At 39.2% G+C, this 25,598-nt stretch carries 27 protein-coding genes and 2 pseudogenes; 19 read left to right on the forward strand and 10 right to left on the reverse strand.

The window, feature by feature from the left end; genetic code table 11:
* Positions 1–234: 234 nt before the first annotated feature.
* From MTT09_RS03760 to MTT09_RS03800, 9 genes and pseudogenes are all read left to right on the forward strand, one after another.
* Positions 235–879 (forward strand): annotated as a pseudogene (locus MTT09_RS03760) (cache domain-containing protein); the annotation flags it as partial.
* A gap of 585 nt (positions 880–1,464) precedes the next feature.
* On the forward strand, positions 1,465–2,055 hold the full coding sequence (locus MTT09_RS03765) for a methyl-accepting chemotaxis protein (protein WP_230855751.1): 591 nt from the start codon (positions 1,465–1,467) through the stop codon (positions 2,053–2,055).
* A 1,035-nt stretch (positions 2,056–3,090) separates the two neighbouring features.
* Positions 3,091–5,871 carry a nitrate reductase catalytic subunit NapA gene (napA, locus tag MTT09_RS03770; RefSeq protein ID WP_429802643.1) on the forward strand — a complete coding sequence of 927 codons (2,781 nt, stop codon included), beginning with the start codon at positions 3,091–3,093 and terminating at the stop codon, positions 5,869–5,871.
* An 11-nt stretch (positions 5,872–5,882) separates the two neighbouring features.
* Positions 5,883–6,641, forward strand: a complete 759-nt coding sequence (napG, locus tag MTT09_RS03775; protein WP_429803705.1) for a ferredoxin-type protein NapG — start codon at positions 5,883–5,885, stop codon at positions 6,639–6,641.
* Positions 6,638–7,429 carry a quinol dehydrogenase ferredoxin subunit NapH gene (gene napH, locus MTT09_RS03780; RefSeq protein WP_429802645.1) on the forward strand — a complete coding sequence of 264 codons (792 nt, stop codon included), beginning with the start codon at positions 6,638–6,640 and terminating at the stop codon, positions 7,427–7,429. The genes napG and napH overlap by 4 nt, the downstream gene beginning before the upstream one ends.
* Positions 7,426–7,953, forward strand: a complete 528-nt coding sequence (locus MTT09_RS03785) for a nitrate reductase cytochrome c-type subunit (RefSeq protein ID WP_103611311.1) — start codon at positions 7,426–7,428, stop codon at positions 7,951–7,953. The genes napH and MTT09_RS03785 overlap by 4 nt, the downstream gene beginning before the upstream one ends.
* Positions 7,953–8,420 carry a 4Fe-4S ferredoxin gene (locus MTT09_RS03790; RefSeq protein ID WP_429802647.1) on the forward strand — a complete coding sequence of 156 codons (468 nt, stop codon included), beginning with the start codon at positions 7,953–7,955 and terminating at the stop codon, positions 8,418–8,420. The genes MTT09_RS03785 and MTT09_RS03790 overlap by 1 nt, the downstream gene beginning before the upstream one ends.
* A complete protein-coding gene (locus MTT09_RS03795) occupies positions 8,417–9,352 on the forward strand; it encodes a WD40 repeat domain-containing protein (RefSeq protein WP_429802649.1) in 936 nt (311 codons plus the stop codon). The genes MTT09_RS03790 and MTT09_RS03795 overlap by 4 nt, the downstream gene beginning before the upstream one ends.
* Complete coding sequence (locus MTT09_RS03800; protein WP_103574268.1) at positions 9,349–9,690, forward strand: chaperone NapD; 342 nt, start codon at positions 9,349–9,351, stop codon at positions 9,688–9,690. Before MTT09_RS03795 ends, MTT09_RS03800 begins: the two co-directional genes overlap by 4 nt.
* Before the next feature lie 540 nt (positions 9,691–10,230).
* On the opposite strand, the gene MTT09_RS03805 is transcribed toward MTT09_RS03800, so the two are convergent.
* The 5 genes and pseudogenes from MTT09_RS03805 to MTT09_RS03825 form a co-directional block, all read right to left on the reverse strand.
* Positions 10,231–11,394 carry a methyl-accepting chemotaxis protein gene (locus tag MTT09_RS03805; protein WP_429803706.1) on the reverse strand — a complete coding sequence of 388 codons (1,164 nt, stop codon included), beginning with the start codon at positions 11,392–11,394 and terminating at the stop codon, positions 10,231–10,233.
* A 117-nt stretch (positions 11,395–11,511) separates the two neighbouring features.
* Positions 11,512–12,150 (reverse strand): annotated as a pseudogene (locus tag MTT09_RS03810) (cache domain-containing protein); the annotation flags it as partial.
* Between the two features lie 146 nt (positions 12,151–12,296).
* On the reverse strand, positions 12,297–12,839 hold the full coding sequence (locus tag MTT09_RS03815; protein WP_429802651.1) for an SCO family protein: 543 nt from the start codon (positions 12,837–12,839) through the stop codon (positions 12,297–12,299).
* Positions 12,840–12,848: 9 nt separating this feature from the next.
* Entirely contained in the window at positions 12,849–13,313 is a 465-nt protein-coding gene (locus MTT09_RS03820; RefSeq protein WP_103581939.1) for a hypothetical protein, read from the reverse strand.
* Positions 13,313–13,735 (reverse strand): copper chaperone PCu(A)C, encoded by a 423-nt coding sequence (locus MTT09_RS03825; RefSeq protein ID WP_009294266.1) that lies wholly within the window; start codon positions 13,733–13,735, stop codon positions 13,313–13,315. The genes MTT09_RS03820 and MTT09_RS03825 overlap by 1 nt, the downstream gene beginning before the upstream one ends.
* Before the next feature lie 137 nt (positions 13,736–13,872).
* Here MTT09_RS03825 and MTT09_RS03830 point away from each other — a divergent pair, with 137 nt between their 5' ends.
* Genes MTT09_RS03830 through MTT09_RS03850 form a run of 5 tightly spaced genes read left to right on the forward strand, consistent with a single transcriptional unit; the run spans position 13,873 to position 16,919 of the window.
* Positions 13,873–14,838, forward strand: a complete 966-nt coding sequence (locus MTT09_RS03830) for a L,D-transpeptidase family protein (protein WP_004317576.1) — start codon at positions 13,873–13,875, stop codon at positions 14,836–14,838.
* Between the two features lie 2 nt (positions 14,839–14,840).
* Entirely contained in the window at positions 14,841–15,080 is a 240-nt protein-coding gene (gene cmeU, locus MTT09_RS03835; protein ID WP_004317595.1) for a CmeU family protein, read from the forward strand.
* A complete protein-coding gene (locus MTT09_RS03840) occupies positions 15,073–16,086 on the forward strand; it encodes an alanine racemase (RefSeq protein ID WP_107945693.1) in 1,014 nt (337 codons plus the stop codon). The genes cmeU and MTT09_RS03840 overlap by 8 nt, the downstream gene beginning before the upstream one ends.
* Positions 16,087–16,095: 9 nt before the next feature.
* A complete protein-coding gene (locus MTT09_RS03845) occupies positions 16,096–16,527 on the forward strand; it encodes a peptide deformylase (RefSeq protein ID WP_103596742.1) in 432 nt (143 codons plus the stop codon).
* A gap of 50 nt (positions 16,528–16,577) precedes the next feature.
* Complete coding sequence (locus tag MTT09_RS03850; protein ID WP_180995407.1) at positions 16,578–16,919, forward strand: hypothetical protein; 342 nt, start codon at positions 16,578–16,580, stop codon at positions 16,917–16,919.
* A 516-nt stretch (positions 16,920–17,435) separates the two neighbouring features.
* Here MTT09_RS03850 and htpX read toward each other — a convergent pair.
* Genes htpX through ribA form a run of 5 tightly spaced genes read right to left on the reverse strand, consistent with a single transcriptional unit; the run spans position 17,436 to position 19,993 of the window.
* On the reverse strand, positions 17,436–18,302 hold the full coding sequence (htpX, locus tag MTT09_RS03855) for a zinc metalloprotease HtpX (protein WP_429802655.1): 867 nt from the start codon (positions 18,300–18,302) through the stop codon (positions 17,436–17,438).
* Positions 18,303–18,310: 8 nt separating this feature from the next.
* Entirely contained in the window at positions 18,311–18,676 is a 366-nt protein-coding gene (locus MTT09_RS03860; protein WP_149708675.1) for a hypothetical protein, read from the reverse strand.
* Complete coding sequence (locus tag MTT09_RS03865) at positions 18,673–18,867, reverse strand: hypothetical protein (protein WP_009294554.1); 195 nt, start codon at positions 18,865–18,867, stop codon at positions 18,673–18,675. Before MTT09_RS03865 ends, MTT09_RS03860 begins: the two co-directional genes overlap by 4 nt.
* Positions 18,864–19,430, reverse strand: coding sequence for a 16S rRNA (guanine(527)-N(7))-methyltransferase RsmG (gene rsmG, locus MTT09_RS03870; RefSeq protein ID WP_429802657.1), 567 nt, complete (start codon positions 19,428–19,430; stop codon positions 18,864–18,866). The genes MTT09_RS03865 and rsmG overlap by 4 nt, the downstream gene beginning before the upstream one ends.
* The gene (ribA, locus tag MTT09_RS03875) at positions 19,430–19,993 is read right to left on the reverse strand and encodes a GTP cyclohydrolase II (protein ID WP_012001491.1); all 564 of its coding nucleotides are present in this window, start codon (positions 19,991–19,993) and stop codon (positions 19,430–19,432) included. Before ribA ends, rsmG begins: the two co-directional genes overlap by 1 nt.
* A 68-nt stretch (positions 19,994–20,061) precedes the next feature.
* Here ribA and hemB point away from each other — a divergent pair, with 68 nt between their 5' ends.
* The 5 genes from hemB to MTT09_RS03900 all read left to right on the forward strand — a co-directional run bounded on the left by hemB (position 20,062) and on the right by MTT09_RS03900 (position 25,580).
* Positions 20,062–21,033: a porphobilinogen synthase gene (gene hemB / locus MTT09_RS03880; RefSeq protein WP_429802659.1), complete on the forward strand. Its 972-nt coding sequence runs from the start codon at positions 20,062–20,064 to the stop codon at positions 21,031–21,033.
* A 1-nt stretch (position 21,034) separates the two neighbouring features.
* On the forward strand, positions 21,035–21,952 hold the full coding sequence (argF, locus tag MTT09_RS03885; protein ID WP_429802661.1) for an ornithine carbamoyltransferase: 918 nt from the start codon (positions 21,035–21,037) through the stop codon (positions 21,950–21,952).
* Positions 21,949–22,434 (forward strand): DUF2603 domain-containing protein, encoded by a 486-nt coding sequence (locus MTT09_RS03890; RefSeq protein WP_012001494.1) that lies wholly within the window; start codon positions 21,949–21,951, stop codon positions 22,432–22,434. The genes argF and MTT09_RS03890 overlap by 4 nt, the downstream gene beginning before the upstream one ends.
* Positions 22,427–23,788: an oxygen-independent coproporphyrinogen III oxidase gene (gene hemN, locus MTT09_RS03895; protein ID WP_429802663.1), complete on the forward strand. Its 1,362-nt coding sequence runs from the start codon at positions 22,427–22,429 to the stop codon at positions 23,786–23,788. Before MTT09_RS03890 ends, hemN begins: the two co-directional genes overlap by 8 nt.
* Before the next feature lie 112 nt (positions 23,789–23,900).
* The gene (locus tag MTT09_RS03900; protein ID WP_103574048.1) at positions 23,901–25,580 is read left to right on the forward strand and encodes a TolC family outer membrane protein; all 1,680 of its coding nucleotides are present in this window, start codon (positions 23,901–23,903) and stop codon (positions 25,578–25,580) included.
* Positions 25,581–25,598 lie beyond the last annotated feature (18 nt).

The raw sequence follows: 25,598 nt of genomic DNA on the forward strand, positions 1-25,598 counted from the left end.
AATTGTAAATAGCTATTAACCATAAAAATTTTTTGCCGATATAAAGATAAAATTTTACACAAAGGGATTTTGTTTATGAAAAAAGCAGCAAACAAGATTGCACTCATTATCGTGGTGCTTTTAGTTGTCTCGCTTGGCGTGTTTTCAACGGTGAATTACACAAATACCAAGGAGAGGATTTACGATCTAGCAAAGGAGTCTAAGACTTCATCTTCAAAAATTTTGCAGTTTTATATGAATGCATTTTTTGAAGATAAGCTTGCAGCCGTTCAAAATTTTGCTAGTTACATCGAGGCGCATCCGCAAATTTTGGATGACAAAGAGGCTTTAGAAAAAGTGCTGATGAACGCAGCGCAGGTTACTGATTTTTCTGAGTTTTACTTTGGCTATGCAGCTGATGGTGCTGTTTATAACGCTGTGCTTGATGGCAAAGAGCGTAAATTTATGGTTTTTGATCAGAGAAAAAACTATGATGCGAGGGTTAAAGGCTGGTACAAGGACGCTATTGCAAAAGAGGGCATCATCTTTTCAGCTCCATACACAAGCTCAGCTGGTGGCTTAAATTTAACTATTGCTAAAAAGGTAGTAGTTGGTGGTAAGGTTGTTGGTGTCTTTGGCGTGGATATGGGTATAGATAAGCTTGATAATGAGCTTAATAAGATAAAACAAACTCCAAGTAGTGCAATAGCTCTATTTGATTTAGAGCATAAAAAGATAATTCATTTCGTTCATAAGGATCTTGTCCTTTCAGACTCTAGCGAAGCTATGAAGATCATTGATGACTACTCAAATGAGTATAAGAAAAATGGAGATAAAACATTTACTTATAATCTTAGAGGCACAGAGAGGCTTCTTGCTTGCGAGCTTTATGATCAAGCAAACTGGCTTGTATGCTCTGCAAACTCTTGGAGCGATTATGACGGAAGCCTTAGTAAAACACTTGTCTCACAAGTCATCTCTTCAGTTATATTTATAATAGTCATCGTAGCGCTTCTTATATTTATCGTTAGCAGATCGCTTAAGCCACTCTCAAAGATATCTGATTCGCTTATTTCGTTCTTTAAATTTCTAAACTACGAGATCAAAGAGCCAGTTAAGTCAAATATCGTTTCTAAAGATGAATTTGGCGTTATGTCTTCTCTTATAAACGAAAACATCCAAAAGATCCAAACATCTAAAGAAAAAGAGAACACCTTCATCCAAAAAGCCAACACCTTCGTAAACGAGATAAAAGATGGCAACTATGAAGCAAGCCTAGAAGCTGATACAAATAACCCAGCTCTAAATCAACTAAAAAGCACATTTAAAGATCTACAACTTGCTCTTAAAAATGCAATATCAAGTAATGGTAAAGATGTACTTGATCTACTAAATACTTATAAAAACCAAGACTTTACAAAAAGACTTGATGATGATGGTAAGATAGCAAGTGGTATAAACTCTCTTGGCATAGAAATATCTAAAATGCTAAATGACAATCTAAATCAAGCACAAGTACTAGAAGAAAAAGCTAAACTTCTAGCAAGCTCAGTATCTAAAGTAGCAAGCTCAGCAAACACACAAGCAAGCTCACTTCAAGAAAGTGCTGCTGCAGTTGAGCAAATGTCTAGTTCAATGAATGCCATCTCTCAAAAGACAGCTGATGTTATAAGACAAAGTGATGAGATCAAAAACATCATAACTATCATTAGAGATATAGCAGATCAAACAAACCTTCTAGCTCTTAATGCTGCAATTGAAGCAGCAAGAGCTGGAGAACACGGCAGAGGATTTGCCGTTGTTGCTGATGAAGTTAGAAAACTAGCTGAGAGAACTCAAAAATCTCTAGGTGAGATAGAAGCTAATACAAATGTATTAGCTCAATCAATAAATGAGATGAGTGAATCTATAAAAGAGCAAAGTGAAGGCATAAACATGATAAATCAATCAGTTGCTCAAATAGATAATCTAACAAAAGAAAACGTAGTAATTGCAAACCAAGCAAATGAAGTAACATCAGAAGTAGATGAGATGGCTAAAGCTATAGTTGAAGAGGTTAGGAAGAAGAGGTTTTAACTTCTTAATAAACAAACTTAAATTTATTTAATGCAAACTACTTAATTTAATAAACTCCAACCTGGTTTAGGCTGGGTTGGGGTTTAATCTTTTTAAATTCTAAATTTTAAATTTAAGACTCAAGAATTATCTATCAAATTTTAAAAATTTATAAGCGAGCATATCACGGCTCTAAATTTAGTGCCAAACGAAGTGCAGCCTAGATTTAGTAGTCTGCTAAGGCGAGTGAGTAAGATTTTAAAATTTACAAAGCAACTCAATTAAATTTTGTCAAATTTTATCCAAAAGGGAGACAAGGGGACTCGAGTTACGAGGCCGTCCCCTTATCCCCCTTTAAATCCCCCAAACCCCTCGCACGTTAGAGGTGGCATGCTTTAGTGCTAGCGCACTGCACGCGGTTTATTCTAAAAAGCTTACCTTTAATTTTAAAATTTCATAAACAAGTAATTTTGACTCTAATTTTAGTGGCAAGCTTTGCGAGACCTAAAATCAGTAGTTATTTCTTGCGAGTGAATGAAAGTTTAAAATTTGCAAAAAAGCTTTATTGAATTTATAAATTTCTTTTTATTCAAAAGGGGGACAAGGAGACTTAAATTACGCTCTGCTTGTAGTTACGAGCTTGTGAAACAAAGCCGTCCGTTTATCCCCATTTATATCCCTCAAGTTTATGCTTGAGGGAGACTTTAAATTTAATTTATAAAAATAATTAAGATATTTAATAAAATTTACTTCATTTACCAAATAAAACATAATTTTATCCTATTATATGTGTTACTTTTCTACTCAACTATTTAAATAAATTTATAATTTATTTTTTTAAGATTTACTTGTAAAATCCCAATAAATATGTAGAAAAATTGCTTTAAACTATTATATCATCTCTTTTATCAAGGGCTATTTATATAAATTTTCTTAAACTAATATGTAATTTTATATTTTAAGCTTATCAAAATTTTCATCTATGTAAATCAGGGGTAAATAAGTTTAATGAGGATAATATCTATTAAATTTGTTTAAATCTTTTAAGGAGAAAAAATGAATCGACGAGATTTCATCAAAAGTGCTGCAGCTAGTGCTGCTTGTGCTAGTGCCGGTATCGCTGTGCCAAGCTCGCTAAGTGCGGCAAATGAAGCTGAAAAAGGCTGGCGTTGGGATAAGGCTGCCTGTAGATTTTGTGGAACCGGATGTGGCATCATGGTTGCTACAAAAGAGGGCAAGATAGTAGCTGTAAAAGGCGATCCAGAAGCACCGGTAAATCGCGGTCTAAACTGCATCAAAGGCTACTTTAACGCTAAGATCATGTACGGCGAAGATAGGATCACTCATCCACTTTTACGTGTAAATGAAAAGGGCGAATTTGACAAAAAAGGTAAATTCAAGCAAGTAAGCTGGAAACAAGCATTTGACGTGATGGAAGCTCAGTTTAGAAAGACTTATAATGAGCTTGGACCTCACGGCGTTGGCGTCCTTGGCTCTGGTCAATACACTATCCCAGAGGGCTACACAGCGGTTAAACTTATGAAAGGTGGCTTTAGAAGCAACAGTATCGATCCAAACGCAAGACACTGCATGGCAAGTGCGGTTCTTGGTTTTATGCAGGTTTTTGGTATCGATGAGCCAGCAGGCTGCTTTGATGACATCGAGCTAACTGATACTGTCATAGCTTGGGGCGCAAATATGGCTGAGATGCACCCGATCCTTTGGGCACGCGTGAGCGATAGAAAGCTTAGCGATCCTGATAGAGTAAAGGTCGTAAATTTAAGTACTTACTCAACTAGAACATCAAATTTAGCTGATATCGAGATCATTTTTGCTCCATCATCTGACCTTGCTATATGGAACTACATCGCTCGTGAGATAGTTTATAACCACCCAGAGATGATAGATGAAGAATTTGTTAAAAAACACTGCGTCTTCACAGCTGGGCCAGCTGACATTGGATATGGTCTTCGTCCAGACATCCACCACAAAAAATATGCTCCAAGCGAGCTAGACACAGCTGCGACTGAGAAGTCAAAGGTGCTAAGCGAGGCTGAGGGCGTTACGCTTTCTTACCTTGGCCTAAAAGCTGGCGATACACTAGAAAATAAAAATGCTGCAAAAGCTGGCGATCACTGGCAAATAACATTTGAAGAGTTTAAAAAAGCTCTTGCGCCTTACACACTTGACTTTACAGCTAAGGTAGCAAAAGGCGATCCTAACGAAGATATCAATGAATTTAAGAAAAAACTAAAAGCACTTGCTGATCTTTACATCGAGAAAAACCGCAAAGTCGTTAGCTTCTGGACTATGGGCTTTAACCAACACCAACGCGGCACATGGGTAAATGAGCAAGCTTATATGGTGCATTTCTTGCTTGGCAAGCAAGCACTCCCAGGCTCAGGCGCCTTTTCTCTAACTGGCCAGCCAAGTGCGTGTGGTACTGCAAGAGAGGTTGGAACATTCGTTCACCGCTTGCCAGCTGACATGGTTGTCGGCAATCCAAAACACAGAGAGATCACTGAAAAAATTTGGAAACTTCCTGCTGGCACACTAAGCGGCACTCCAGGCTCACACTATGTAAAAATGATGCGTGATCTTGAAGATGGCAAGGTTAAATTTATCTGGGTTCAAGTAAATAACCCATGGCAAAACACTGCAAACGCAAACCACTGGATCAAAGCAGCTCGCGAAATGGACAACTTCATCGTCGTAAGTGACCCTTATCCAGGAATTTCTGCAAAAGTAGCTGACCTTATCCTCCCAACTGCGATGATCTACGAAAAATGGGGCGCATACGGTAATGCTGAGAGAAGGACACAGCACTGGAGACAGCAAGTGCTCCCTGTTGGCGAAGCGATGCCTGATATCTGGCAGATGCTTGAGTTTAGTAAGCGCTTTAAACTAAAAGATGTTTGGGGCGAGAAAAAGCTAAATGACAAAGTGACACTTCCAAGCGTGCTTGAGGCTGCAAAAGCTATGGGATATAGCGAAGAAGATACGCTATTTGACGTGCTTTTTGCAAATGAAGATGCTAAGAAATTTAGCGCAAACGATCCGATCATGGAAAACTATGACAACACAGAAGTCTTTGGCGACAGCAGAAAAGTGATTGGCTCAGATGGTAAAGAATTTAAAGGATATGGATTTTTCATCCACAAATATCTTTGGGAAGAGTATAGAAAATTTGGCGTTGGCCACGGTCACGACCTAGCTGACTTTGACACTTACCACAGAGTAAGAGGTCTTAGATGGCCAGTTGTCGATGGTAAAGAGACTCAGTGGAGATTTAACACTAAATTTGACCCATACGCTAAAAAAGCCGCTCCAAATGATAAATTTGCATTCTACGGCAACAAAAACGCAGCCCTTCCAACAGGCGATCTAAAAGGTGTGAAAAATCAAGAGAAAACTCCTCTTGCAAACAAAGCAAAAATTTTCTTCCGCCCTTACATGGATCCATGCGAGATGCCAAGCAAAGATTATCCATTCTGGCTATGTACTGGCCGTGTTCTAGAGCACTGGCATACAGGTACGATGACTATGCGTGTTCCTGAGCTTTATAGAGCCGTCCCAGAGGCGCTTTGCTACATGCACGAAGATGACGCTAAAAAGCTTGGCGTGCTTCAAAATGAGATCGTTTGGGTCGAGTCACGCCGCGGCAAAGTAAAAGCAAGAGTAGATCTAAAAGGTAGAAATAAGCCGCCAGTAGGACTTGTCTATGTGCCTTTCTTTGACGAAAACGTATTTATAAATAAAGTCTGCCTTGACGCTACTTGCCCTATCTCAAAAGAGACTGACTATAAAAAGTGCGCGGTTAAAATTTACAAGGCGTAAAAGTGGCTGATATGGAATTTTCAAGTAGGCGAGAAGCTTTGAAATTTGGAGCTAAGGCAGCGATCTTAGCTCTTGGCGGAGGCTTTATATGGTCACTTAGTGCCAAAGCCTCACCGCTTGTACTTCTTAGACCGCCTGGTGCGAAAGCGGAGAAGCAGTTTTTGAAAAGCTGTATTAGGTGTGGGCTCTGCGTAGAGGCCTGTCCATTTGACACGCTAAAACTTGCTACTCTTGAAGATGGTATAAGCGTCGGTACGCCTTATTTTGAGCCTAGAAAAATTCCTTGTCATATGTGCGAGCATATCCCTTGCGTGCCAGCCTGTCCGACTGGGGCACTGGACGCAAATTTAGTTAGCACAGCTGGCAAACTAGACATAAACAAAGCCAAAATGGGCGTTGCAGTGGTCGATATGAAAAACTGCGTGGCATACTGGGGCATACAGTGCGACGCTTGTTATAGATCTTGTCCGCTCATAGATAAGGCCTTGTATCTTGAGTATCGCCGCAACGAAAGGACACAAAAGCATGCCTTTTTACTACCAGTAGTTGATAGCGATATCTGCACAGGTTGTGGCGTGTGCGAGCGAGCCTGTATCACCGAAAAAGCAGCCATTACCGTGCTAAACCGCGAAGTTGTGCTTGGTAAAGTTGGCGATAACTACGTCAAAGGCTGGGTAAAAGAAGATGAAAGGCGCGTGGATGATGCCAACAGCAAGATAAAGCTCGACATCAAAAAGGCGACTGAGTATCTAAATGGTGGTGAGCTATGAAATTTTTAATCTTAAGACGAATAACTCAAATTTCTATCCTAGTGCTATTTATCCTAGGAAATGTTTATGGAGTTAAGATACTTAGCGGAAATTTAAGCTCATCTTTGCTTTTTGGACAAATTTCACTAAGCGATCCATTTGCGGTGCTTCAAATTTTACTAGCAGGCTTTAGCGTAGGCATAAATGCGATAATCGGCGCTATCATCGTCTTTGCATTTTATGCACTCGTCGCTTCTAGGGCATTTTGCTCGTGGGTTTGCCCAGTAAATTTACTAACCGACATTGCTTACAAGCTAAGAGAGAAATTTGGCTTTAAGGGTGAGAAAATTTTAAACGTAAGTAAAAATTTGCGCTACTACTTGCTAGCGCTTGCTCTTGTCTTAAGCCTTGCTCTTTCACTGCCAGCTTTTGAGAGCATTAGCTTTGTTGGTATCATTCAGCGTGGCATCATCTATGGCTCAGTTAGCGCCATTGGCATCGCCCTTGGCATAGTGGCATTTGATATGTTCGTGCTAAAGCGCGGAATTTGCTCACACGTCTGCCCGCTTGGTGCATTTTATGCGGTGATATCAAAATTTGCACTCATCAGAGTAAAACACGACGCAAATGCCTGTACAAAATGCATGAAGTGCAAGCTCGTCTGCCCAGAGGTGCAAGTGCTAGATATGATCGGCAAAGAGAGCCGCGCAGTTAGCTCAAGCGAGTGCATAAGCTGTGGTAGATGCATCGACGTTTGCGGCGACGGGGCGTTAAATTTTAGTATTAGAAATTTAAGGAGAGAAAAATGAAAATGAAAATAATGGCGCTTGGAGCACTATGCGCTGCCTTTTTAGCGGCATGTGCATTGAATAATCCAAGCATTAGCGATTCGCAAATCGGCCTTAGAAATGTCGATTTGTTAGACGATAAAGACGTTGTTTTAAAAGACATCAACTATACAAAAGAGCCAGCAGGTATGGCAAAGAGATTTGACAGATCTTTTGAAAATGCACCTCCATTTATCCCACACGACACTGAGGGCTTGGTGCCGATCACAAAAGATTCAAATATGTGCGTAACCTGCCACATGCCTGAGTTTGCAAAAGATAGCGGAGCAACTGCGATCCCAGCTTCTCACCTTTATGACATCAGAAATAAAAAAGATCTTGCAGGCAAGCTTGATGATGAGAGATATAACTGCACAACTTGCCACGTCGAGCAACAAAATGGCGTAACTCAGCTTGTTGGCAATAAATTTAAGCCTGACTTTAGAGACAAAAATGGCTCACATAAGTCAAATTTACTAGATGTTTTAAATGACGGCGTTAAGTAATGCAAAGCAGGCGAGAGCTTTTTAGCAAAATTTTGGGGGCAAAACCTGCTCCCAAATTTATAAATCCACCATTTTTTAGCGGTGAATTTGACTGCGCTGGCTGTGAGGCTAGCTGTGTAAGTGCCTGTGAAAAAGAGCTTCTTAGCTTTGAAAATGAAAGAGTTGTTTTTAAAGTTAAAAAGCTAGGCTGTGACTTTTGCGAAGAGTGTGCGAAGGCTTGTCAAAGTAGCGGTCACGTGACACTAAGCTTAAACTCGCCAAAGAGCATAAACGCAAAGGTTAGCATCAATGTCGCTAGCTGCCTGGCGTGGAATGACACGATTTGCTACAACTGCCTTGATGCTTGTAAATTTAAAGCGGTTGAGTTTCTTGGTGTTTTTCGCCCTATAATCAATCAAAATTGCGTGAGCTGCGGCGAATGCTTTGATGTTTGTTTTAAAAATTCGCTTGAGATGGAGGCTTTATGAGAGTTTTGTTTTTTCTTTTTTTCTTGTTAAATTTTATCTTTGCAAATGAGATCACAACGCCTATTAAAGAGATAGAAACTAGTGCAAATGTGCTTAATACCACGCTGATAAATGGCAAACTTTTTATCGCAACTGATGGTGGCACGGTTGAAATTTACGATCCAAAAGAGTCTAAATTTGATGAGATCATTAAAATGGATGATATAAAAACATATGTGAGCGATCATGAGAGGCCAAAAATTTTAAATGTCGATGAGCTAAATGGCAAGGTACTCATCCTAAGCGAGGGTGACTACGCTACAAAGGTGCTTTATATAAGAGAAAATGGGCAGATGAGAAGCATAAAAATGGCTAATCAAGCGATAAAAAAGGCTCTATTTTTAGATGATGAGCATATAGCACTTGCCTCGATCAGCAATGAAATTTACTTTTTAAACCTAAAAAGTGGCGAAATTTATGATAGCTTTAAGATATCAATCGCAATGCTCTCAGACATGGAGATAAGCGAGGACAGAGGCACGCTAGCGATCGCTTGCGAGAGTGGTAAGGTCTATTTTTACAACGTTCGCACTAAAAAGATGGATAGAATTTTAGATATCCACACTGATAATATCTACGACATCGCTTATAAAAATGGCGTCATGATAAGTGGAGGCACCGACAGGATCGTTGGCATCTTCTCAGCTGGAACGCTAAAAAAGATAAATACTGGCTTTTTGGTTTATGGCGTGGGGCTTAGTAGTGATGGCAAGATCGCTGCATATATGAGCGATGAGATGAGCGATGTAAATTTAGTTGATAGTGCTAGCCTGGAAAATATCGCGATGCTAAAAACTGGGCAAAGCACGATAAATAGCATAGTTTTTATAAGCGACAACGAGGTCGTAACCTCTGCTTATGAGAAGAAAATTTTATTTTGGAGAGTTAGATGAATATTTCAAGCCTGATAGTCTATACGGATAATAAAAACGAGAGCGTAAAAAGCGAGATAGGCAAGCTAAAAGAGTGCGAGATCATCACTGACGCAGAAGATAGGATCGTGGTGGTTGTTAGCTCAGAGAGCATAGAAGATGAGATCAGAGTTTTTAAGATGATAGAGGGCATTAGCGGTGTGGTGAGCGTTGCGATGGTTTATAGCTACCAAGAAGACGCTCAGGAAAATAGAGAAAGGCTTGAAGCAAACGGCAAGATAAGTGAAATTTTAACAAGCGATGATGTAAAAGCCGAAGATATCGCATATGGCGGTAGCGTGCATTATAAGGTGAGGTGAAATTTAACTCCATTTTGGTTTGAAATTTAATCAATATGTTGATAGGTTTTGTAAATTTTTAAATTTTACTCGGTCGCTCTAGCAACTTATTAAATTTAAGCTCTTGTCTCCCTTTTTGATAAATTTACATCTCAAAGCAAATTTTAAACTTTCACTCACCCCTAAGAATTGACTACTAAAATTTGGCTTCGCTTATCGCTTAGCTCAAATTTTAGAGTCGAAATTACTCGCTCATGAAATTTTAAAATTTGTAAAATAGCTTGATTAAATTTGTAAATTTCTTTTTATTCAAATTATTCAAAAGGAAGACAAGGGGACTTAAATTACGAAGCCGTCCCCTTATCCCCCTTTTTAAATCCCCCAATCCCCTCGCACGTTAGAGGTGCATGCAATTGTGCTAAAGCACTGCATGCATTTTTGTTTTAGCTTTTTGATTATTAAATTTAAAGCAGTTGGATAAAAATTAAATTTAAAAACATACAAACCCCAACCCAGCTTAAACCAGGTTGAAATTTATGAAGATTTATGAAGCAGTTTGAATTAAAATTTATTCTTTCTTACTTCGCTTACTATTGTCTTAGCCATGTTATCAACATCGCTTGTTACTTCGTTTGCTTGGTTTGCAATTACCACATTCTCTTTTGTTAGATTATCTATTTGAGCAACTGATTGATTTATCATGTTTATGCCTTCACTTTGCTCTTTTATAGATTCACTCATCTCATTTATTGATTGAGCTAGGACATTTGTATTTGCTTCTATCTCACCAAGTGATTTTTGAGTTCTCTCAGCTAGTTTTCTAACTTCATCAGCCACGACGGCAAAGCCTCTACCATGCTCTCCAGCACGTGCAGCTTCTATTGCAGCATTAAGTGCTAGAAGGTTTGTTTGATCTGCTATATCTCTAATGATAGTTATGATGTTTTTGATCTCATCACTTTGTCTTATAACATCAGCTGTCTTTTGAGATATGGCATTCATTGAGCTAGACATTTGTTCAACTGCAGCAGCAGATTCTTGTAAGCTATTTGCTTGAGTGTTTGCTGAGCTTGCTACTTTTGATACTGAGCTAGCTAGTAGTTTAGCTTTTTCTTCAAGCATCTTGGCATCATTTAAATTTGAGTTTAGCATAGTGCAAATTACTTCACCCATATTTGATACTCCAAGTATCATAGCCTTTAGGTCAGCCTCTAGCTCTTCATTTATCTCAACCTTTGCTGTAAAGTCATTTTTAGTATATGAGCTAAGAACATTTGTTATGCCCTTTAAATTTGCCGAGATAGATGTAAAGAATTTATTTAGTAGCTCTTTTAGCTCATTTAGCGATGGGTTGTTTGGAGTTGAGCTTATCTTTGCTCCAAGGTTTCCTTTGATCATTAAATTTGCTACCTTATTTAGCTCATCTATCATAGTGCTATCTTTTTTGATGCCAGCTACGACTTTATCGATGTTCTCATTTATCGCTTTACTCATCTCGCCAAATTCGTCATTTGATCTTACCTCTAGCTTGCTTGGTGCTTTTGCTTCGTAAGTTACAAATTTAAACACATCATCAAGCTTAGACTGGATGGTTTTTATAGGGTTAAGAGACTTTTTAAGTAAGAAATAGACAAATGCTGAGAGGATAACGATAAATAGCACTGCTAGGATTAGCTGGATCTTTAGGAGGGGCATAGTATTTGACGTAAATACATCTTTTTGCATGGCAGAGATAGCTAGCCAGCCACGATCGTTTAGCTCTATGAAGTCAGCATATCTCTCTTCGCCTTTTGAGTTTTTATAAGCAATAAGGCCATTTTCATTGAAGTCTTTATTTTTATATCTTTCAACCAGCTTTGTCGTTGTAGCATTTTCTTTGCCAACTAGCTCTTTATTAGGGTGGATGATGATCTTGCCATCTTTATCTACTACGTAAGCATAACTATAATCAGTCTTGCTGATACTCATGATCTCTTCACTGAGGCTTGAAATATCAGCATTCATGGCAGCGACACCTTTATCACCGATAGGTGCTGAAAATGCTATCATTATGGCATTTGAGCTTGATGATTTATAAGGATCAGAAAAAGTTGCTTTTGCGCCTTTTGCGATCTTATACCAGTCTCTTGTTCTTGGGTCGTAGCCATTGTCTTTTGGCATCTCATTCTTACCATTTGAGCGGTACATCGCACCATCGCTCTCATATCCAACAAAAATTCTCTCTATCTCAGGCGATACGATTAGCTTTGTCGTGCTTAAAATTTCATTTATCTGGCTTCTATCCTCTAGCTTTCCTAGTCTTTGGGCGATGCCATTTGCGGCATGTGTATTCTCGTCAAAAAATGTATTCATAGCGTTTTTTACATCTTTTAAAATTTGACGTTGAGATTGGATGACTAGCTCGATGGTTTTGTTTTGGGCGGTGTAGTAACTAGCGGCTGACATAGCCACAAACGATATACATAGAGCAACTATTAGCATTAGTGCTATTTTATTGGTGATTGACTTCACACGAATTCCTTTACATATGATTTACATTATCGCAATATCGGCTAGTTTAAAAAGAATTGTATAGCTGTTTAAGAAATTTTTTTAAAAAATAAGAAATTTTGATCTACAAGATAAATTTATGGTCTATCTTTTATCAAATTTAAGAGATTTTCTTTGATATTTTCACTAGTTAAATTTGAAATTTCGCTGTAAAAATTTCCATCTTTATCTAGTAGATAGATAGCAGAGCTGTGAGCGACAGAGTAGCCCATAGCAGAGTTTTTAAGATGCACTTTTTGGTATTTTACGCCGTAGTTTTTAGCGACTTTTGGCAGATCGTTTAGCTTTAGTCCGTCTGCATCTTTGTAGAAATTTTTAGCCATTAGGGTTAAATTTTCAGGTGTGTCACGCTCAGGATCAAGGGTGACGAAAAGTAGCTCAAAGTCGTCTCTTTTTAGTTTATTTAGCTCATCGCCCACAAGAGAGAGCGTAGTAGGGCAGACATCGGGGCAGTAAAGATAACCAAAATATATCGCTTTATATTTGCCGTTATAGTTTTTAAGGCTCACTTCGCCATGCTCTGAAAGCGCCTTAAAATCATACTTGTTTGGCTTTATAAAAAGCATCGCAAGACCAGCACATATTAAGATTATTATTAAGCCCCAAAGTGTCTTTTTCATCATTTGCCCTTACATTTTTAGATCGAGATCGACAAAAAATCCAGTATCTTTTTCGCCATCAAGCAGCTTAAATCTATATCTCATAAGATCGACCACACAAGCACTTAGCACGACTTGGGCTATTAGGTTATCGCCCCTTTGATCAAGTCTTGCCTTTATAGAACCCATGTTCATATTTATGCCATCGATTACAAGATTTGGATCTTTTAGTCCTAAATTTTTGCCATTAATGATCTTAAAGCTAAACGGCCTCATCGCAAAGATCGGTCTTGGCGAGATGTCTATCTTTAGCTTAACGCCATTAAATTTCACCTCGCAAGCATCTTTGTTTAGATCGCATTTTAGAGGGTCAAGCGATGTATTTACATCGGCAAATTCAGGCGGATCCTCTTTGCTTACCATAAATTTATGACCTATCCAAAAAGCGCCTGCCACGATAAATATGAGTGAAAAAATGATTAGAATTTTTTTCATTATTTAAAGTTTTTAGTTACTCCGATATTATCAAGCTTGATGCTCTCGCCGTTGCTAAATTTAAGCTCCAGATCAACCTTGTCGCCATCTTTTATGGGCTTATTTAGATCCATAAGCATGATGTGAAGACCGCCAGGCGCTAGCTTTGTCTCACCATTTTTTGGGATAACAGCGTCCTCAACTTGAACCATAGCCATCATGCCATTTTCCATCTTGTGAGTGTGAATTTCAGTGCTTTTGCAAACACTTGAATGAACGCCAACTAGCTTTACATCGGCATTTGAAGCATTTTTGATATTCATGAAAATAGCGCTGTTGTTTGTGCCAGGCTTTGTGTCTCTTGCTCTAACATTTTCTAGGCTTATATCAGCCGCCATAAGAGTAGATGCCGCAAGTAATGCACCAAAAACAAGTTTTTTCATATTTTTTCCTTTATGGTAAATTAATAATGGTTTTCAGATTATACATATAAAGAAACTAAAATTCCCTTTAAAATTTAAAAATTGAAATTTTTTAGGTTATAATTACGCACTAAATTTTACTTTTTGGGACACTTCACTTGAAAAAGATACTATTTTTCTTCATCGCGTTAGCGCCTTGTCTTTTTGCCCAAAATTACGAAGAAATTTACTTAAAAAATGGCCCATCTGCCGTCATAGAAGCCATTGAAAAAAATATTTTAAGTAAGGACTACTGGCTAAACAAGCTCAAAGACAAGGACGTTAGATACGGATATTACGACAACGAGATACTTCTAAGCGTGGTTGATAAGACTGACAAAGAGCTTGAAGTCATCTCTTATAAAGACGGAGTTACAAAAAAACTCTTTAGCTCAAGCGTCATCGTTGGTAAAAATGGCGATAAACTGCTTGAGGGCGACCTAAAAACGCCAGTTGGCGTCTATCAGCTCACGCGTAGATTTACGCCAAACGACAGATATCTTGGCCCACTTGCTTTTTCTCTTTCATATCCAAATTTACTTGATAAACTTGCCAAACGTAATGGCAGCGGCATCTGGATACATGGCTATCCGCTCGATGGTCAAAGGACAGATGAGCTAAAGACAAAAGGCTGCGTAGCTATGCAAAATGACATCTTGATGAAATTTGACGAAGTTATAGACCACAAAAAAACGCTCGCTTTTATCTACGAGGACAAGCGCCCAGAAGCAAGCGTGAACGACATAGCGGTGATCATCTCTGGAATTCTTAACTGGAAGAAGACTTGGAGCGAGAGCGACATCGATAGCTATTTGAAATTTTATGATAAAGATTTTGAGCGATATGACGGCATGAGTTTAGAAAATTTTAAAAATATGAAACGAGCGATCTTTTCTAAAAAAGAGAAAAAACATATCGCTTTTTCAAATTTTCTCATCACACCTTATCCAAACCTTAAAAACGACAAGCTCTTTCGTGTGAGTTTTTATGAGGATTATGCTGCTGATACGCATAAATTTGCAGGTCAAAAGACCCTTTACGTCAAGCTTTATGGCGATGAGATGAAAATTTTTATAGAGGAGTAGAAGTGGAAAAATCTCAAGAAGTTAAAGAGAAGATAGAGAAAATTTTAGAGGCGAGGTCTGCATTTTTTGCTGAGCTAGACCGCCAAGTGCCAAAGAAAAATGGCACTGACGTCTTTGACTTTAGCAAGGTCAAAGAGGCTGATCTAAAAGAAATTTACGCTAAATTTTATGCATTTGACTACAACGTAAGAAAGCTCTTGCCTGACGTTTATAAAGCTTATAATGTGAATTTCAATGTCTGAGATACGCTTAAACAAAGCAGCCTATATCCACAATCTAACTAAAATTTGTGACAAAGCTGGCGGAAAAGAAAAAGTGATCGTCGTGCTAAAAGATAACGCTTATGGGCACGGCGCAAGGCTCATAGCTAGCGAGGCTAGGAAATTTGGCATAAAAAACTGCGCTGTAAAGAGCGAATTTGAAGCAAATGAGCTTGCTGATATCTTTGAAAATATCTTGATCCTATCGCACATCGCAACAGGCGATGAGAGCGCTAAATTTACCTACGCCATAAACGACATAGACGCACTTTTAAAGATAAAAGAAAATACAAAAATCAACCTCGCCATTGACACTGGCATGCATAGAAATGGGCTTGATATAAGCGAGCTTGATTATGCATTTGAAATTTTAGCTAGAAGAAATTTAGAGCTTCTTGGCGCTTATACTCACTTTCGAGCAAGCGATGAGCTAAATGCTGATTATTTCGTGCAAAGAGAAAACTTTAACGCCGCAAAAGCGAAAATTTTAGCTCTTTGCGATGAATTTGGCTTTAAAAAACCGATCTTTCACTCTCACAACTCAGCCGCCCTCGAAAGAGCGAGCGAGATAAAAGATGAGATGGTGCGCGTGGGCATCGCTCAGTATGGATATGCTCAGTTTAATAGCTCTTTAAATTTAAAACCAGTGCTTTCACTTTGGGCAAAGCGCGTTAGCAGGCGGGTCTTAAAAAGTGGTCAAAGCGTGGGATATGGGGCTAAATTTATAGCAAAAGATGATATAAACGTCGCTACTTATGATCTTGGATATGGCGATGGACTGCTAAGATATAGCGGAGAGGGCGAGCTAAGGCTTGCAAGCGGCGAGCTGATACTTGGCAAAATTTCGATGGATAGCTTTAGCTGCAAAGATAGTGGCGAGTGGGTTTGTGTCTTTGAGGACGCAAATGTTTGGGCTAACTTTTTTGACACGATAAACTACGACATCTTGGTCAAACTCTCGCCAAATATCACTAGAAAATTTATATAAAGGTAATATGTGAAAAAGATCGTTTTATTAGCTCTTGCAAGCCTTGCTTTTGGTGTGCAAGAGAGTGAGTTTAAAGTCTATGAGCAGATACTAAATCAGCTTGATACAAAGCAGATCCCAGCCTTTGTTGTCCAAACTGCAAAGCCAAATTTGCCAAGCAGGGTCGATGAGATGATCACGCTAAAAGATGTAAGCAGCGACGGGCTGAACATACATGGCGAGTTTGTCTTAAACGAGACCAAGACAAAGAAGCTAAAAGGCTACAACAAAGCTCAAATTTTGGCTTTAAAAGATGAATTTTATCAAAATGGAAAAGAGGCGCTTTGCAACTCAGGCATGGCAAGAGCTGCGCTAAATCGCGGCATCACGCTAAGTGGCAGCTACGGCTTTGAGGGCAGACACCTTTTTGATTTGAAGCTGGATAAGAGTAGTTGCGAGTAGCCATTTTTGCGCTGTTTTTTTGCTCGCTAGCTTTGGCTCTGACGCCAGATATGGCAGCGAAAAATCACGCAACATACTACAAAAAAAAGCTCCCATTTATCTGCACACCGACGCTAACGCTTAATGATATCTTAAACGTGGGCGATACGCTCATCTACAGATATGCCGTCAAACACGCAAGAAAACAAGAGATCAAAAGGCTTGAAGAAAAAGAGCTTTTGGAATTTATCGAGGCTATAAAAAAAGAAAATTTAAGAACCGCCTGCAAGGATAAAGAAATCTTAAATATGCTAAGTATCGGCGTTAGCTTGGATGAAATTTTCTACTCAGAAAACGGCGAACTAATCTTTGAATACACGATAAAAGATGAAGATTGCAAGAGAGTGCAGTGAAATTTGGGGTTAAATTTTAGCTTTTTCGCTTGCAAAGTTGATTAGATTGCTTTGCAAATTTTAAAATTCCATTCACTCGCAAGAATTGACTACTAAAATTTGGCTTCGCTTGCAGCTTAGCTCAAATTTTAGAGCCGAAATTACTCGTTCATGAAATTTTAAAATTTGCTATAAATTCTCTCACACAAATGCATGCAGTGCGCCAGCACTATTGCATGCCACCTCTAACGTGCGAGGGGTTTGGAGGATTTAAAAAGGGGGATAAGGGGATGGCCTCGTAACTCGAGTCCCCTTGTCTCCCTTTTGGATAAAAGTTTTGGAATTTAAAGTTTATATTCTTAAAAATAGAAATTTACTATTTTGCAAATTTTTAAAACTTCACTCATTTACCTTAGCAACTTACTAAATTTAGAAGCGTGATATGCTTGCCAATGAAATTTTAAAATTTGCCTATCTTTATTTAAAATTTAAAGCAAAAACAAAAAATTTTGCCCAAATTTACTAAGGGCTAAATTTTTACATGCCTCTTTTTATCTCTTGCTCTAGTCTTTGAAGCTCAGCTATCCTGTCGCTAGTGCTAGGATGTGTTCTAAAAAGCACGCCAAGCTTGCTAGTTAGCGAGCCAAATGGATTTACGATAAACATATGTGCGCTTTGCTCGCTTGCGTTTTGCATGACGTAAGAATTTGAGTAGTTTTCAAGCTTTCTTAGCGCGCTAGCTAGCCACTCTGGGTGTCCTGTGAGATAGGCTGCGCCTTTGTCTGCCTTGTACTCTCGCTCCCTTGAGATCGCCATTTGGATGATCGTAGCAGCTAGTGGCATCACAACGGCGATGATTAGCATAATTACTGGGTTGGCGTTTCGCTGTGAGTTTTGATTTTGCCCTGCTATGGTGCCTATCTTGGCGAAATTTGCGACCATCGCGATGGCACCAGCTAGTATGGCAGCGACTGAGCCAGTTAGGATGTCGTAGTGCCTTACGTGGCTTAACTCGTGAGCTAGCACGCCCTCGACCTCGTTTTCATTTAAAATTTTTAAAAGCCCCTCGGTTACTGCGACGGCTGCGTGGCTTGGGTTGCGGCCTGTGGCAAAGGCATTTGGCACCTCTTCTGGGATGATGTAAATTTTTGGCATCGGCAAATTCGCCTTTTGTGTGAGGCGAGAGACGATCTCGTAAAGGCCGTGAGCGTTGCTCTCATCGACTGGGATGGCGTTATATCTTTTTAGCACGAGCTTGTCGCTGAAAAAATAAGAAAATAGGTTCATGCCAGCTGCCATTAAAAATGCGATCATCATGCCTTGCTCGCCGCCCACATAGCCACCAACAGCGATAAAAACTAGCATTAAAGCAACCATTAAAAAAGCGGTTTTGAAAATTTCCATTTTTGTCCTTATTCTTTTATAGCATTTGGCAGGATCGCCGCGTCGATCTCAAATTTCGCAAGCTCACAAAGGCTTGCTTCACTTTCTATCAAAACAGCGATAAGTGCGTCAAATAGGTAGTTTTGCGCAACTTTTGCCAGATCTTTTGCTAGCGTAATATCGGCAATAATAAATTTTGCTCCAGCGGCATTTGCAATGATAGCTTCGTTGATGTCATTTGCGATGATGCTAAAGCTTGCTCCAGCTTCTAGCGCTCTTTTTATCAAATTTCTATCAAATTTAAAGAGATTTTGCCTGCCGCTTGAAATTTCATCTTCACTTTTGCAAAGAAATAGCGGTTCAAATTTGATCAGCTCATCACCCAAAATTTTCATCTCTCACCCTTTATGCACTCTTTACAGATGTATTTTCCGTCCCTTAGCACCATTTGGTCGATGTCGCTAAAGACACCGCATTTGCTGCACTCCTCGAAGTTACTGGTGCTTATCTTGTCGCTTTTTTTTCTATTTTTAAAAAATATGATGTAAATCGCAACCAAAATCGCTACAAAAAGCAAGTATTTCAACGTATCTCCTCTTGGTTTTTGAGATTAAAATATATGTAGTTTCTATTCTTTTCATTATAAATTTGCGCGTCGATGCCTGAAATTTCCTCCATGACGCTTGAGCCCTTGTAGATGAGGAATTTGGTGTTTTCATCATAAAATCCGTCGCAAATTTTTATAAGCTCTTTCGTCTTGCTAAGCGCCCTTGAAGTGATGAGATCAGCTGTAAATTTATCTGCAAGCTCGATCTTTTGGCTATGAACTTCTAAATTTTGCAAGCCAAGCTCGATCTTAGCGTAGCTTAGAAATGATGACTTTTTGGCTATCGGCTCAAAAAGGTGCCACTTCGTTTGCGGCATCGCAAGTGCTAAAAATATCGCTGGAAAGCCAGCTCCGCTACCTACATCGATCGCAGTTTTGGCACTTAGGTCAAAAATCTCAAGCGGTTTTATGCTATCAAGCACCTGCTCGCTTATATCTTTATAGTTGCTTAAGCTATGAACCTTGTTAAATTTAGCAAAAATTTGAGCGTAAGCCTTTACCTTTTCACTAAATTCAGCTGGCAAGCAGAGCTCATTTTTCATCACAAGATGTGCCCCATTTGCTCTTTTTTGACCTTTAAGTAGCCTTCATTAAATTTATTTGGCTTGATGACGATAGGCACGCGTTTTACGATCTTTACTGAGCTTAGTCCGTGAAGTTTTAATGGGTTATTTGTGAGTAAATTTACCTCTTTTATGCCGTAGTGATTTAGGATAAAATCGACCACTTCATACGTCCTCTCATCAGCCTTAAAACCTAGCTGGTGATTGGCTTCTATCGTATCAAAGCCCTTGTCTTGCAGACTGTAAGCGTTTATCTTATTTAAAAGCCCGATATTTCTGCCCTCTTGACGCAGGTAGATGACCATGCCGCCATTTTCTTCGATATATTTTAGACTCGCTTCAAGCTGATCGCGACAGTCGCACTTTAGGCTTCCGATCGCATCGCCAGTTAGGCACTCAGAGTGAATTCTAAGATTTACGACTTCGCTCAAAGGCTCTTTGTAGATCACGAGGTGCTCTTTTGCCCCTTCTTTGAATGCTTGAACCTTATAAGTGCCAAATCTTGAGGGTAGATTTGCGGCGTTTGAAATTTCTATTTTCATTTTAAATTTACTCCAACTGTGCTAAACTAGCTAAAAATCACGCATTTTAACAAAGAAAAGGCAAAAATATGTTTAAACGTTTTAGAAGATTAAGAATAAATCCAGCTTTAAGAGACATGGTAAGAGAGACTAGCCTTAGCGTAAATGACTTCATCTATCCGCTCTTTGTGGTCGAGGGCAAAGGCGTTAAAAACGAGATTGCTTCGATGCCAGGCGTCTATCAAATGAGTATCGATGAAATTTTAAAAGAGTGCGAAGAGATAGTAAATTTAGGCATAAAATCGATCATTTTATTTGGCATATCAAGCCTAAAAGATAGCGTTGGCAGCGACGCACTAAGCAACAACGGCATCATCGCAACTGCGCTTCGTGCCATAAAAGATAAATTTCCAAATTTAGTAGTCGTCACCGATCTTTGCTTTTGCGAATACACAGACCACGGCCACTGCGGCATAATCGATCATGTACATAACACGATCGACAACGACGCAACGCTTGAAATTTCAGCTAAACAAGCCTTGATACACGCTCAAAATGGCGCCGACATGATCGCACCAAGCGGCATGATGGATGGCATCATCGCAACGCTAAGAGAGAAACTTGATAACAATGGCTTTGAAAATTTACCAGTGATGGCGTACTCGACTAAATTTGCCTCAGCTTACTACGGACCATTTCGTGACGTGGCGCAAAGCGCTCCAAGCTTTGGCGATAGAAAGAGCTACCAAATGGACAGCGCAAACCGCCTTGAAGCTATAAATGAGAGCTTGCAGGACGAGGCACAGGGTGCAGATATCTTGATGGTAAAGCCAGCGCTTGCCTATCTTGACGTCGTTAGAGAGCTAAGAAATTTAACACTTCTGCCACTTTGCGTCTATAACGTAAGCGGCGAGTACGCACTGCTAAAAGCTGGCGCAAAAGCTGGCATCATCGACTATGAGCGCGTTATGATGGAGACCTTGATCGGCTTTAAAAGAGCAGGGGCAAATTTAATCATCACCTATCACGCAAAAGAAGCGGCTAAAATTTTAAGGGGCTAAGATGAGGCACTTTTTGACGCTAAATGACTTTAGCAAAGATGAAATCGAGCAGATGATAAATTTAGCTCGCAAAATCAAAAAAGAGGCGAAGGCTAGAGAATTTAAGCCATATCTTAAAGACCAAAAGCTTGCGATGATATTTGAAAAAAGCTCGACTAGAACGAGAGTTAGCTTTGATGTTGGCATGCATGAGCTTGGCGGATATGCGCTATTTTTAAGCAAAAATGATATACAAATAGGCCGTGGCGAGCCAATCCGTGACACCGCTAGAGTGATAAGCAGGATGTGCGACATGGCTATGCTAAGGGTTGATCGTCACGAGACACTAGAAGAATTTGCTAAATTTTCAAGCGTGCCAGTGATAAACGGGCTAAGTGATAAATTTCACCCAGTTCAGCTCATGGCGGACTATCTAACCATGCTAGAATTTAGCGCAGGAGAGAAGGTCGCATATGTAGGAGATGGCAACAACATGACTCACTCGTGGCTCATGCTAGCTAGCAAGCTAGGACTTGAGCTAAGAGTCGCCACGCCAAAAGGCTACGAGGTGGACGCTGAAATTTTAAAAATGGCTAATGAAAACGCAAAAATTTCAGGTGCGAAAATTTTTATCACAAATGATATAAAAGAAGCGGTAAATGGTGCCGATGTAGTGACTACGGACACTTGGGTATCGATGGGTCAAGAGGCCGAGAAAGAAAAGAGGCTAAAAGACTTTGCTGGATACTGCGTGGATGAAAATTTGATGAGTTTAGCTAAAAAAGATGCGATATTTTTGCACTGCTTGCCAGCTTACAGAGGCTACGAGGTGAGCGAGGCGGTCTTTGAAAGGCACGCGGATGAAATTTTTAGCGAGGCGGAAAATAGACTTCATGCGCAAAAAGGCGTGATGGTCTGGTTAGATGAGAGAAGAATATGAGTGAAGAGAAAAATATATATGATGAGATAGATGAGATCGGTAATAACCTTGGGTTAAGCGAGCCTGAAAAAACGGTCTTTGAGATAGTTTCAACGAAAAATCCAAACGAGCACATTTTAAATTTAAAAAGTGGCTCTTGGGACTCGAAAGAGCCGTGGTTTGGCATTGATGAAAATCAAAATTTACACACGGTCATTTCTGTACAATCGCTCTCAGCTTTAATAGAGGCCTTAAAAGAGTCACAAAAAGAGAATTTTGACCTAAGGCTTGAAAAGACGATCTGGCAAAATATACCGGTTGATTTTAGCGATGTTTGGGTGGTTGCGATGGATGAGATCAAAAAGATCGCTCACGATAAAAAGAGCAGGCAGTTTAACATCGACCTTGATAAGCTGGTAAAAAATATCAAAAAAGAGCATCCAAATTTATTTGTAGATATAAAAGAGATGATCCAAATGGCAAGGAGCAGGGCAGATGATTGATTTTAGTGCGTATGTGAAGTATTCAAGGCCAGGGCCAAGATATACGAGCTATCCGACAGCACCGGAGTTTAGTGATAAATTTAGCTATGAGGCTTACGTAAAGGAGCTTGAAAACCGCGATAAAAAAAGACCGCTTTCGCTTTATTTACACCTGCCTTTTTGCAGGAGCGCTTGCTATTTTTGTGGCTGTAACGTCATCTACACGAGCAAAGAAGACCGCAAAGAGAGATATATAAGATATATAGAAAAAGAGCTTGAAATTTTAGCTCGCCACCTAGATACAAGCACTGAGGTCTTGCAGATGCACTTTGGTGGCGGTACTCCGACATTTTACAATGCCGCTCAGCTTGATGAGATCATCAAACTTATCAAGGCTAAATTTAAAAATTTCTCAAAAGAGGCTGAGATAAGCTGCGAGATAGACCCGAGATTTTTGACAAATGAGCAGCTTGATGTGCTCATATCTCACGGCTTTAACCGCATAAGCTATGGCGTGCAGGACTTTGATGAGAAAGTGCAAAAAGAAATTCATAGAATTCAGCCTTATGAGATCACTCAAAATGCCGTAAAAATGGCTAGGCAAAAGGGTATAAAATCAATCAACATGGACCTGATCTACGGCCTGCCATATCAAAGTCTGGAGAGCTTTAAAAAGACGCTTGAGCTTGCTCTTACACTTGATCCTGACAGGCTCGCAGTATTTAACTACGCTCACGTGCCGTGGATAAAAAAGTCGATGCGTAAATTTGATGAGACAACCTTGCCAAATCCAGAAGTGAAGCTTGAAATTTTAAAATTTACAGCTGAGTTTTTAACTAAAAATGGCTACAAAATGATAGGAATGGATCACTTTGCAAAGCCAAATGATGAGCTTTTTGGCGCTTTGGCAAATGGTACTTTGCATAGAAATTTCCAAGGATATACGACAAAGGGTGGCGCTGATCTTATCGGCATAGGCATCACAAGTATCGGTGAGTGCAAAAGACACTACGCGCAAAATCATAAAGATATGGATGAGTATGAAAAAGCGATCGATAGCGGAAAGTTGCCATACGCAAAGGGAATTTATCTAAGTAATGAAGACTTGCTTAGAAAAAGTGTGATCATGAGTTTGATGAGTAATTTTGGGCTTAATATCAAGGCAGTCGAGGATGAATTTCATATAAATTTCTTTGAACATTTCAAAAATGAGCTTGAGGAGCTAAAGAATTTAAGTGAATTTGTCGATGTTACGACAGATAAAATCAGCGTAAATGAGACAGGAACGCTGATAATACGAAATATTGCAATGTGTTTTGATGAGTATCTTAAGAAAATTCCTGAAAATTTAAGGCGATTTTCTAAGACGATATAAAAATTATTTTTTTGTCATAAGGTATTTAAAATACGTTTAATATTTCTTGGTGTATAATTCGCACTAAAAGTCGAGCCAAAGCTTGACAATAAAAAGGTAAAAGGATCTAGTTATGAAAAAGATGTTAGCAATTAGTGCTTTGGCCGCAGCAACGTTGCTGTCTGCTCAAGATGTCCCTTATAGGATTTTTCTAGCTTCATTCGCTCAAGATGATAGCGCTGCTAGAATCGATAGTGCTGTTAGTAAAGTAAACAGCAAAATATCAGATAGCAGACTAACTACTGGCGTTTATGAAGTTGGTGGAAGAAAGTTTTTATATGTTGATACAACTCCAGTTTCTGAAAATGAAGCTAATGAGTTGTTAGCTAAAGTTCAAAATGAGTCAGGTTATAAAGATGCTTTAATGAGAGCTAAGTCACCTGTAACAAATGCTCAGTCAGCTAAAAAATCTAATATAGAGCAAACTATATCAGCAGAGCCTAAAGCAGCAGCTACAGCACAAGCTGATGATAGCGTATTGACTTTGGATCAAGTTGTAAAAACTATTTTAAATGAAAACCCAAGCTTAAAAGCTACAGAATTTAACTACTTACAAGTAGGCAAAGACCTAAAAATAGCTAAAAATGCCTACTATCCAACACTTGATGCAGCTGCTAGAGTAGGATATGAGAGAAAACGTCTTGATGATGGCATCTCAACAAGAAGAGGCGATGGCAGAGTATCTGGCGCATCTTTAACTTTAGTTGAAAACCTTTATAATGGTGGTGCTGATAAAAACAGAATCAACTCTCAAAGTGCAAGACTTGACTCAGCTGCTTACACAGTAGCTCAAGCTGCAGATAGACTAACACTAAGCGCTGCAAATGCTTATCTACAAGTTCTTCAAACAAAGAGAATTCTTGACATTGAAGAAGAAAACGTAAAAAGCCATGAAGAAATTTATAGCCAGATCAAAGATAGAGCAAGATCAGGTTACGGCGTAGCTTCTGAAGAGAGACAAGCTGGATCACGCTATACTTTGGCTCAATCAAACTATATAGCTGCTAAAAATAACTATGAAGACGCACTTTCTACATTTGAAAAACTATATGGAAGAAAAGTTGCAGCTAAAAATCTAGTAATGCCTGAATTTAACCTGCCATTACCAAGCACTAAAGAAGCTGTTTATGACAAAGCTGTTCTTTGTAACCCAACACTTCTAGTTCAAAGATCAAACATCGCTATGGCAGAATCTGTTGTAAAAGAGAAAAATGCACCATTCTTACCAAAACTAGATCTTGTTGTGTCAGGTGCTTATGATCACTCAAATGTTTTATATGATGATTATGAAGAGCAAACATTTGATGCTCTTTTAAGACTAAACTACAACCTTTACAACAAAGGTAACGATAAGCTAGATAAAGAGAAGAGCCAACTTGCTGTTCAACAAGAGCAACAAACTATGGATAACCTTGTAAGAGAGCTTAAAGAGTCTTTAGAATTCTCATGGCAAAACTATGTTCTTAACCAAGAGAAAATGGGCTACCTAAATCAACACGTTGAGTATGCAAAAGCTACACTTGATGCTTACCAAGATGAGTTTAGAATCGGTCGCCGCGACCTTATCAACCTACTTGATGCAGAAAACGAGTACAACACAGCTTTAAAAGAGATCGCTACAACTGAGACTGCACTATCTTATGCAAAATATAGATTGCTAGATAACATGGGTATGGTTTCAGATAGTTTTGAGCCAGGCTTTGCTAAGAGGTATATTCAAGGCGCTTGCAGTATTCAAAACGACTTAAGATAAAAATTTAAAAAGTGATGA

Source organism: Campylobacter concisus (genome assembly GCF_050447505.1).
Taxonomy (GTDB): Bacteria; Campylobacterota; Campylobacteria; order Campylobacterales; family Campylobacteraceae; genus Campylobacter_A; species Campylobacter_A concisus_BP.

Bases quoted from the DNA above. Each gene is read 5' to 3' on its own strand.
- MTT09_RS03765 (WP_230855751.1), top strand. From the start codon at position 1,465: ATGCTAAATGACAATCTAAATCAAGCACAAGTACTAGAAGAAAAAGCT.
- napA (WP_429802643.1), top strand. From the start codon at position 3,091: ATGAATCGACGAGATTTCATCAAAAGTGCTGCAGCTAGTGCTGCTTGT.
- napG (WP_429803705.1), top strand. From the start codon at position 5,883: ATGGAATTTTCAAGTAGGCGAGAAGCTTTGAAATTTGGAGCTAAGGCA.
- napH (WP_429802645.1), top strand. From the start codon at position 6,638: ATGAAATTTTTAATCTTAAGACGAATAACTCAAATTTCTATCCTAGTG.
- MTT09_RS03785 (WP_103611311.1), top strand. From the start codon at position 7,426: ATGAAAATGAAAATAATGGCGCTTGGAGCACTATGCGCTGCCTTTTTA.
- MTT09_RS03790 (WP_429802647.1), top strand. From the start codon at position 7,953: ATGCAAAGCAGGCGAGAGCTTTTTAGCAAAATTTTGGGGGCAAAACCT.
- MTT09_RS03795 (WP_429802649.1), top strand. From the start codon at position 8,417: ATGAGAGTTTTGTTTTTTCTTTTTTTCTTGTTAAATTTTATCTTTGCA.
- MTT09_RS03800 (WP_103574268.1), top strand. From the start codon at position 9,349: ATGAATATTTCAAGCCTGATAGTCTATACGGATAATAAAAACGAGAGC.
- MTT09_RS03805 (WP_429803706.1), bottom strand. From the start codon at position 11,394: ATGCAAAAAGATGTATTTACGTCAAATACTATGCCCCTCCTAAAGATC.
- MTT09_RS03815 (WP_429802651.1), bottom strand. From the start codon at position 12,839: ATGAAAAAGACACTTTGGGGCTTAATAATAATCTTAATATGTGCTGGT.
- MTT09_RS03820 (WP_103581939.1), bottom strand. From the start codon at position 13,313: ATGAAAAAAATTCTAATCATTTTTTCACTCATATTTATCGTGGCAGGC.
- MTT09_RS03825 (WP_009294266.1), bottom strand. From the start codon at position 13,735: ATGAAAAAACTTGTTTTTGGTGCATTACTTGCGGCATCTACTCTTATG.
- MTT09_RS03840 (WP_107945693.1), top strand. From the start codon at position 15,073: ATGTCTGAGATACGCTTAAACAAAGCAGCCTATATCCACAATCTAACT.
- MTT09_RS03850 (WP_180995407.1), top strand. From the start codon at position 16,578: ATGGCAGCGAAAAATCACGCAACATACTACAAAAAAAAGCTCCCATTT.
- htpX (WP_429802655.1), bottom strand. From the start codon at position 18,302: ATGGAAATTTTCAAAACCGCTTTTTTAATGGTTGCTTTAATGCTAGTT.
- MTT09_RS03860 (WP_149708675.1), bottom strand. From the start codon at position 18,676: ATGAAAATTTTGGGTGATGAGCTGATCAAATTTGAACCGCTATTTCTT.
- rsmG (WP_429802657.1), bottom strand. From the start codon at position 19,430: ATGAAAAATGAGCTCTGCTTGCCAGCTGAATTTAGTGAAAAGGTAAAG.
- ribA (WP_012001491.1), bottom strand. From the start codon at position 19,993: ATGAAAATAGAAATTTCAAACGCCGCAAATCTACCCTCAAGATTTGGC.
- hemB (WP_429802659.1), top strand. From the start codon at position 20,062: ATGTTTAAACGTTTTAGAAGATTAAGAATAAATCCAGCTTTAAGAGAC.
- argF (WP_429802661.1), top strand. From the start codon at position 21,035: ATGAGGCACTTTTTGACGCTAAATGACTTTAGCAAAGATGAAATCGAG.
- MTT09_RS03890 (WP_012001494.1), top strand. From the start codon at position 21,949: ATGAGTGAAGAGAAAAATATATATGATGAGATAGATGAGATCGGTAAT.
- hemN (WP_429802663.1), top strand. From the start codon at position 22,427: ATGATTGATTTTAGTGCGTATGTGAAGTATTCAAGGCCAGGGCCAAGA.
- MTT09_RS03900 (WP_103574048.1), top strand. From the start codon at position 23,901: ATGAAAAAGATGTTAGCAATTAGTGCTTTGGCCGCAGCAACGTTGCTG.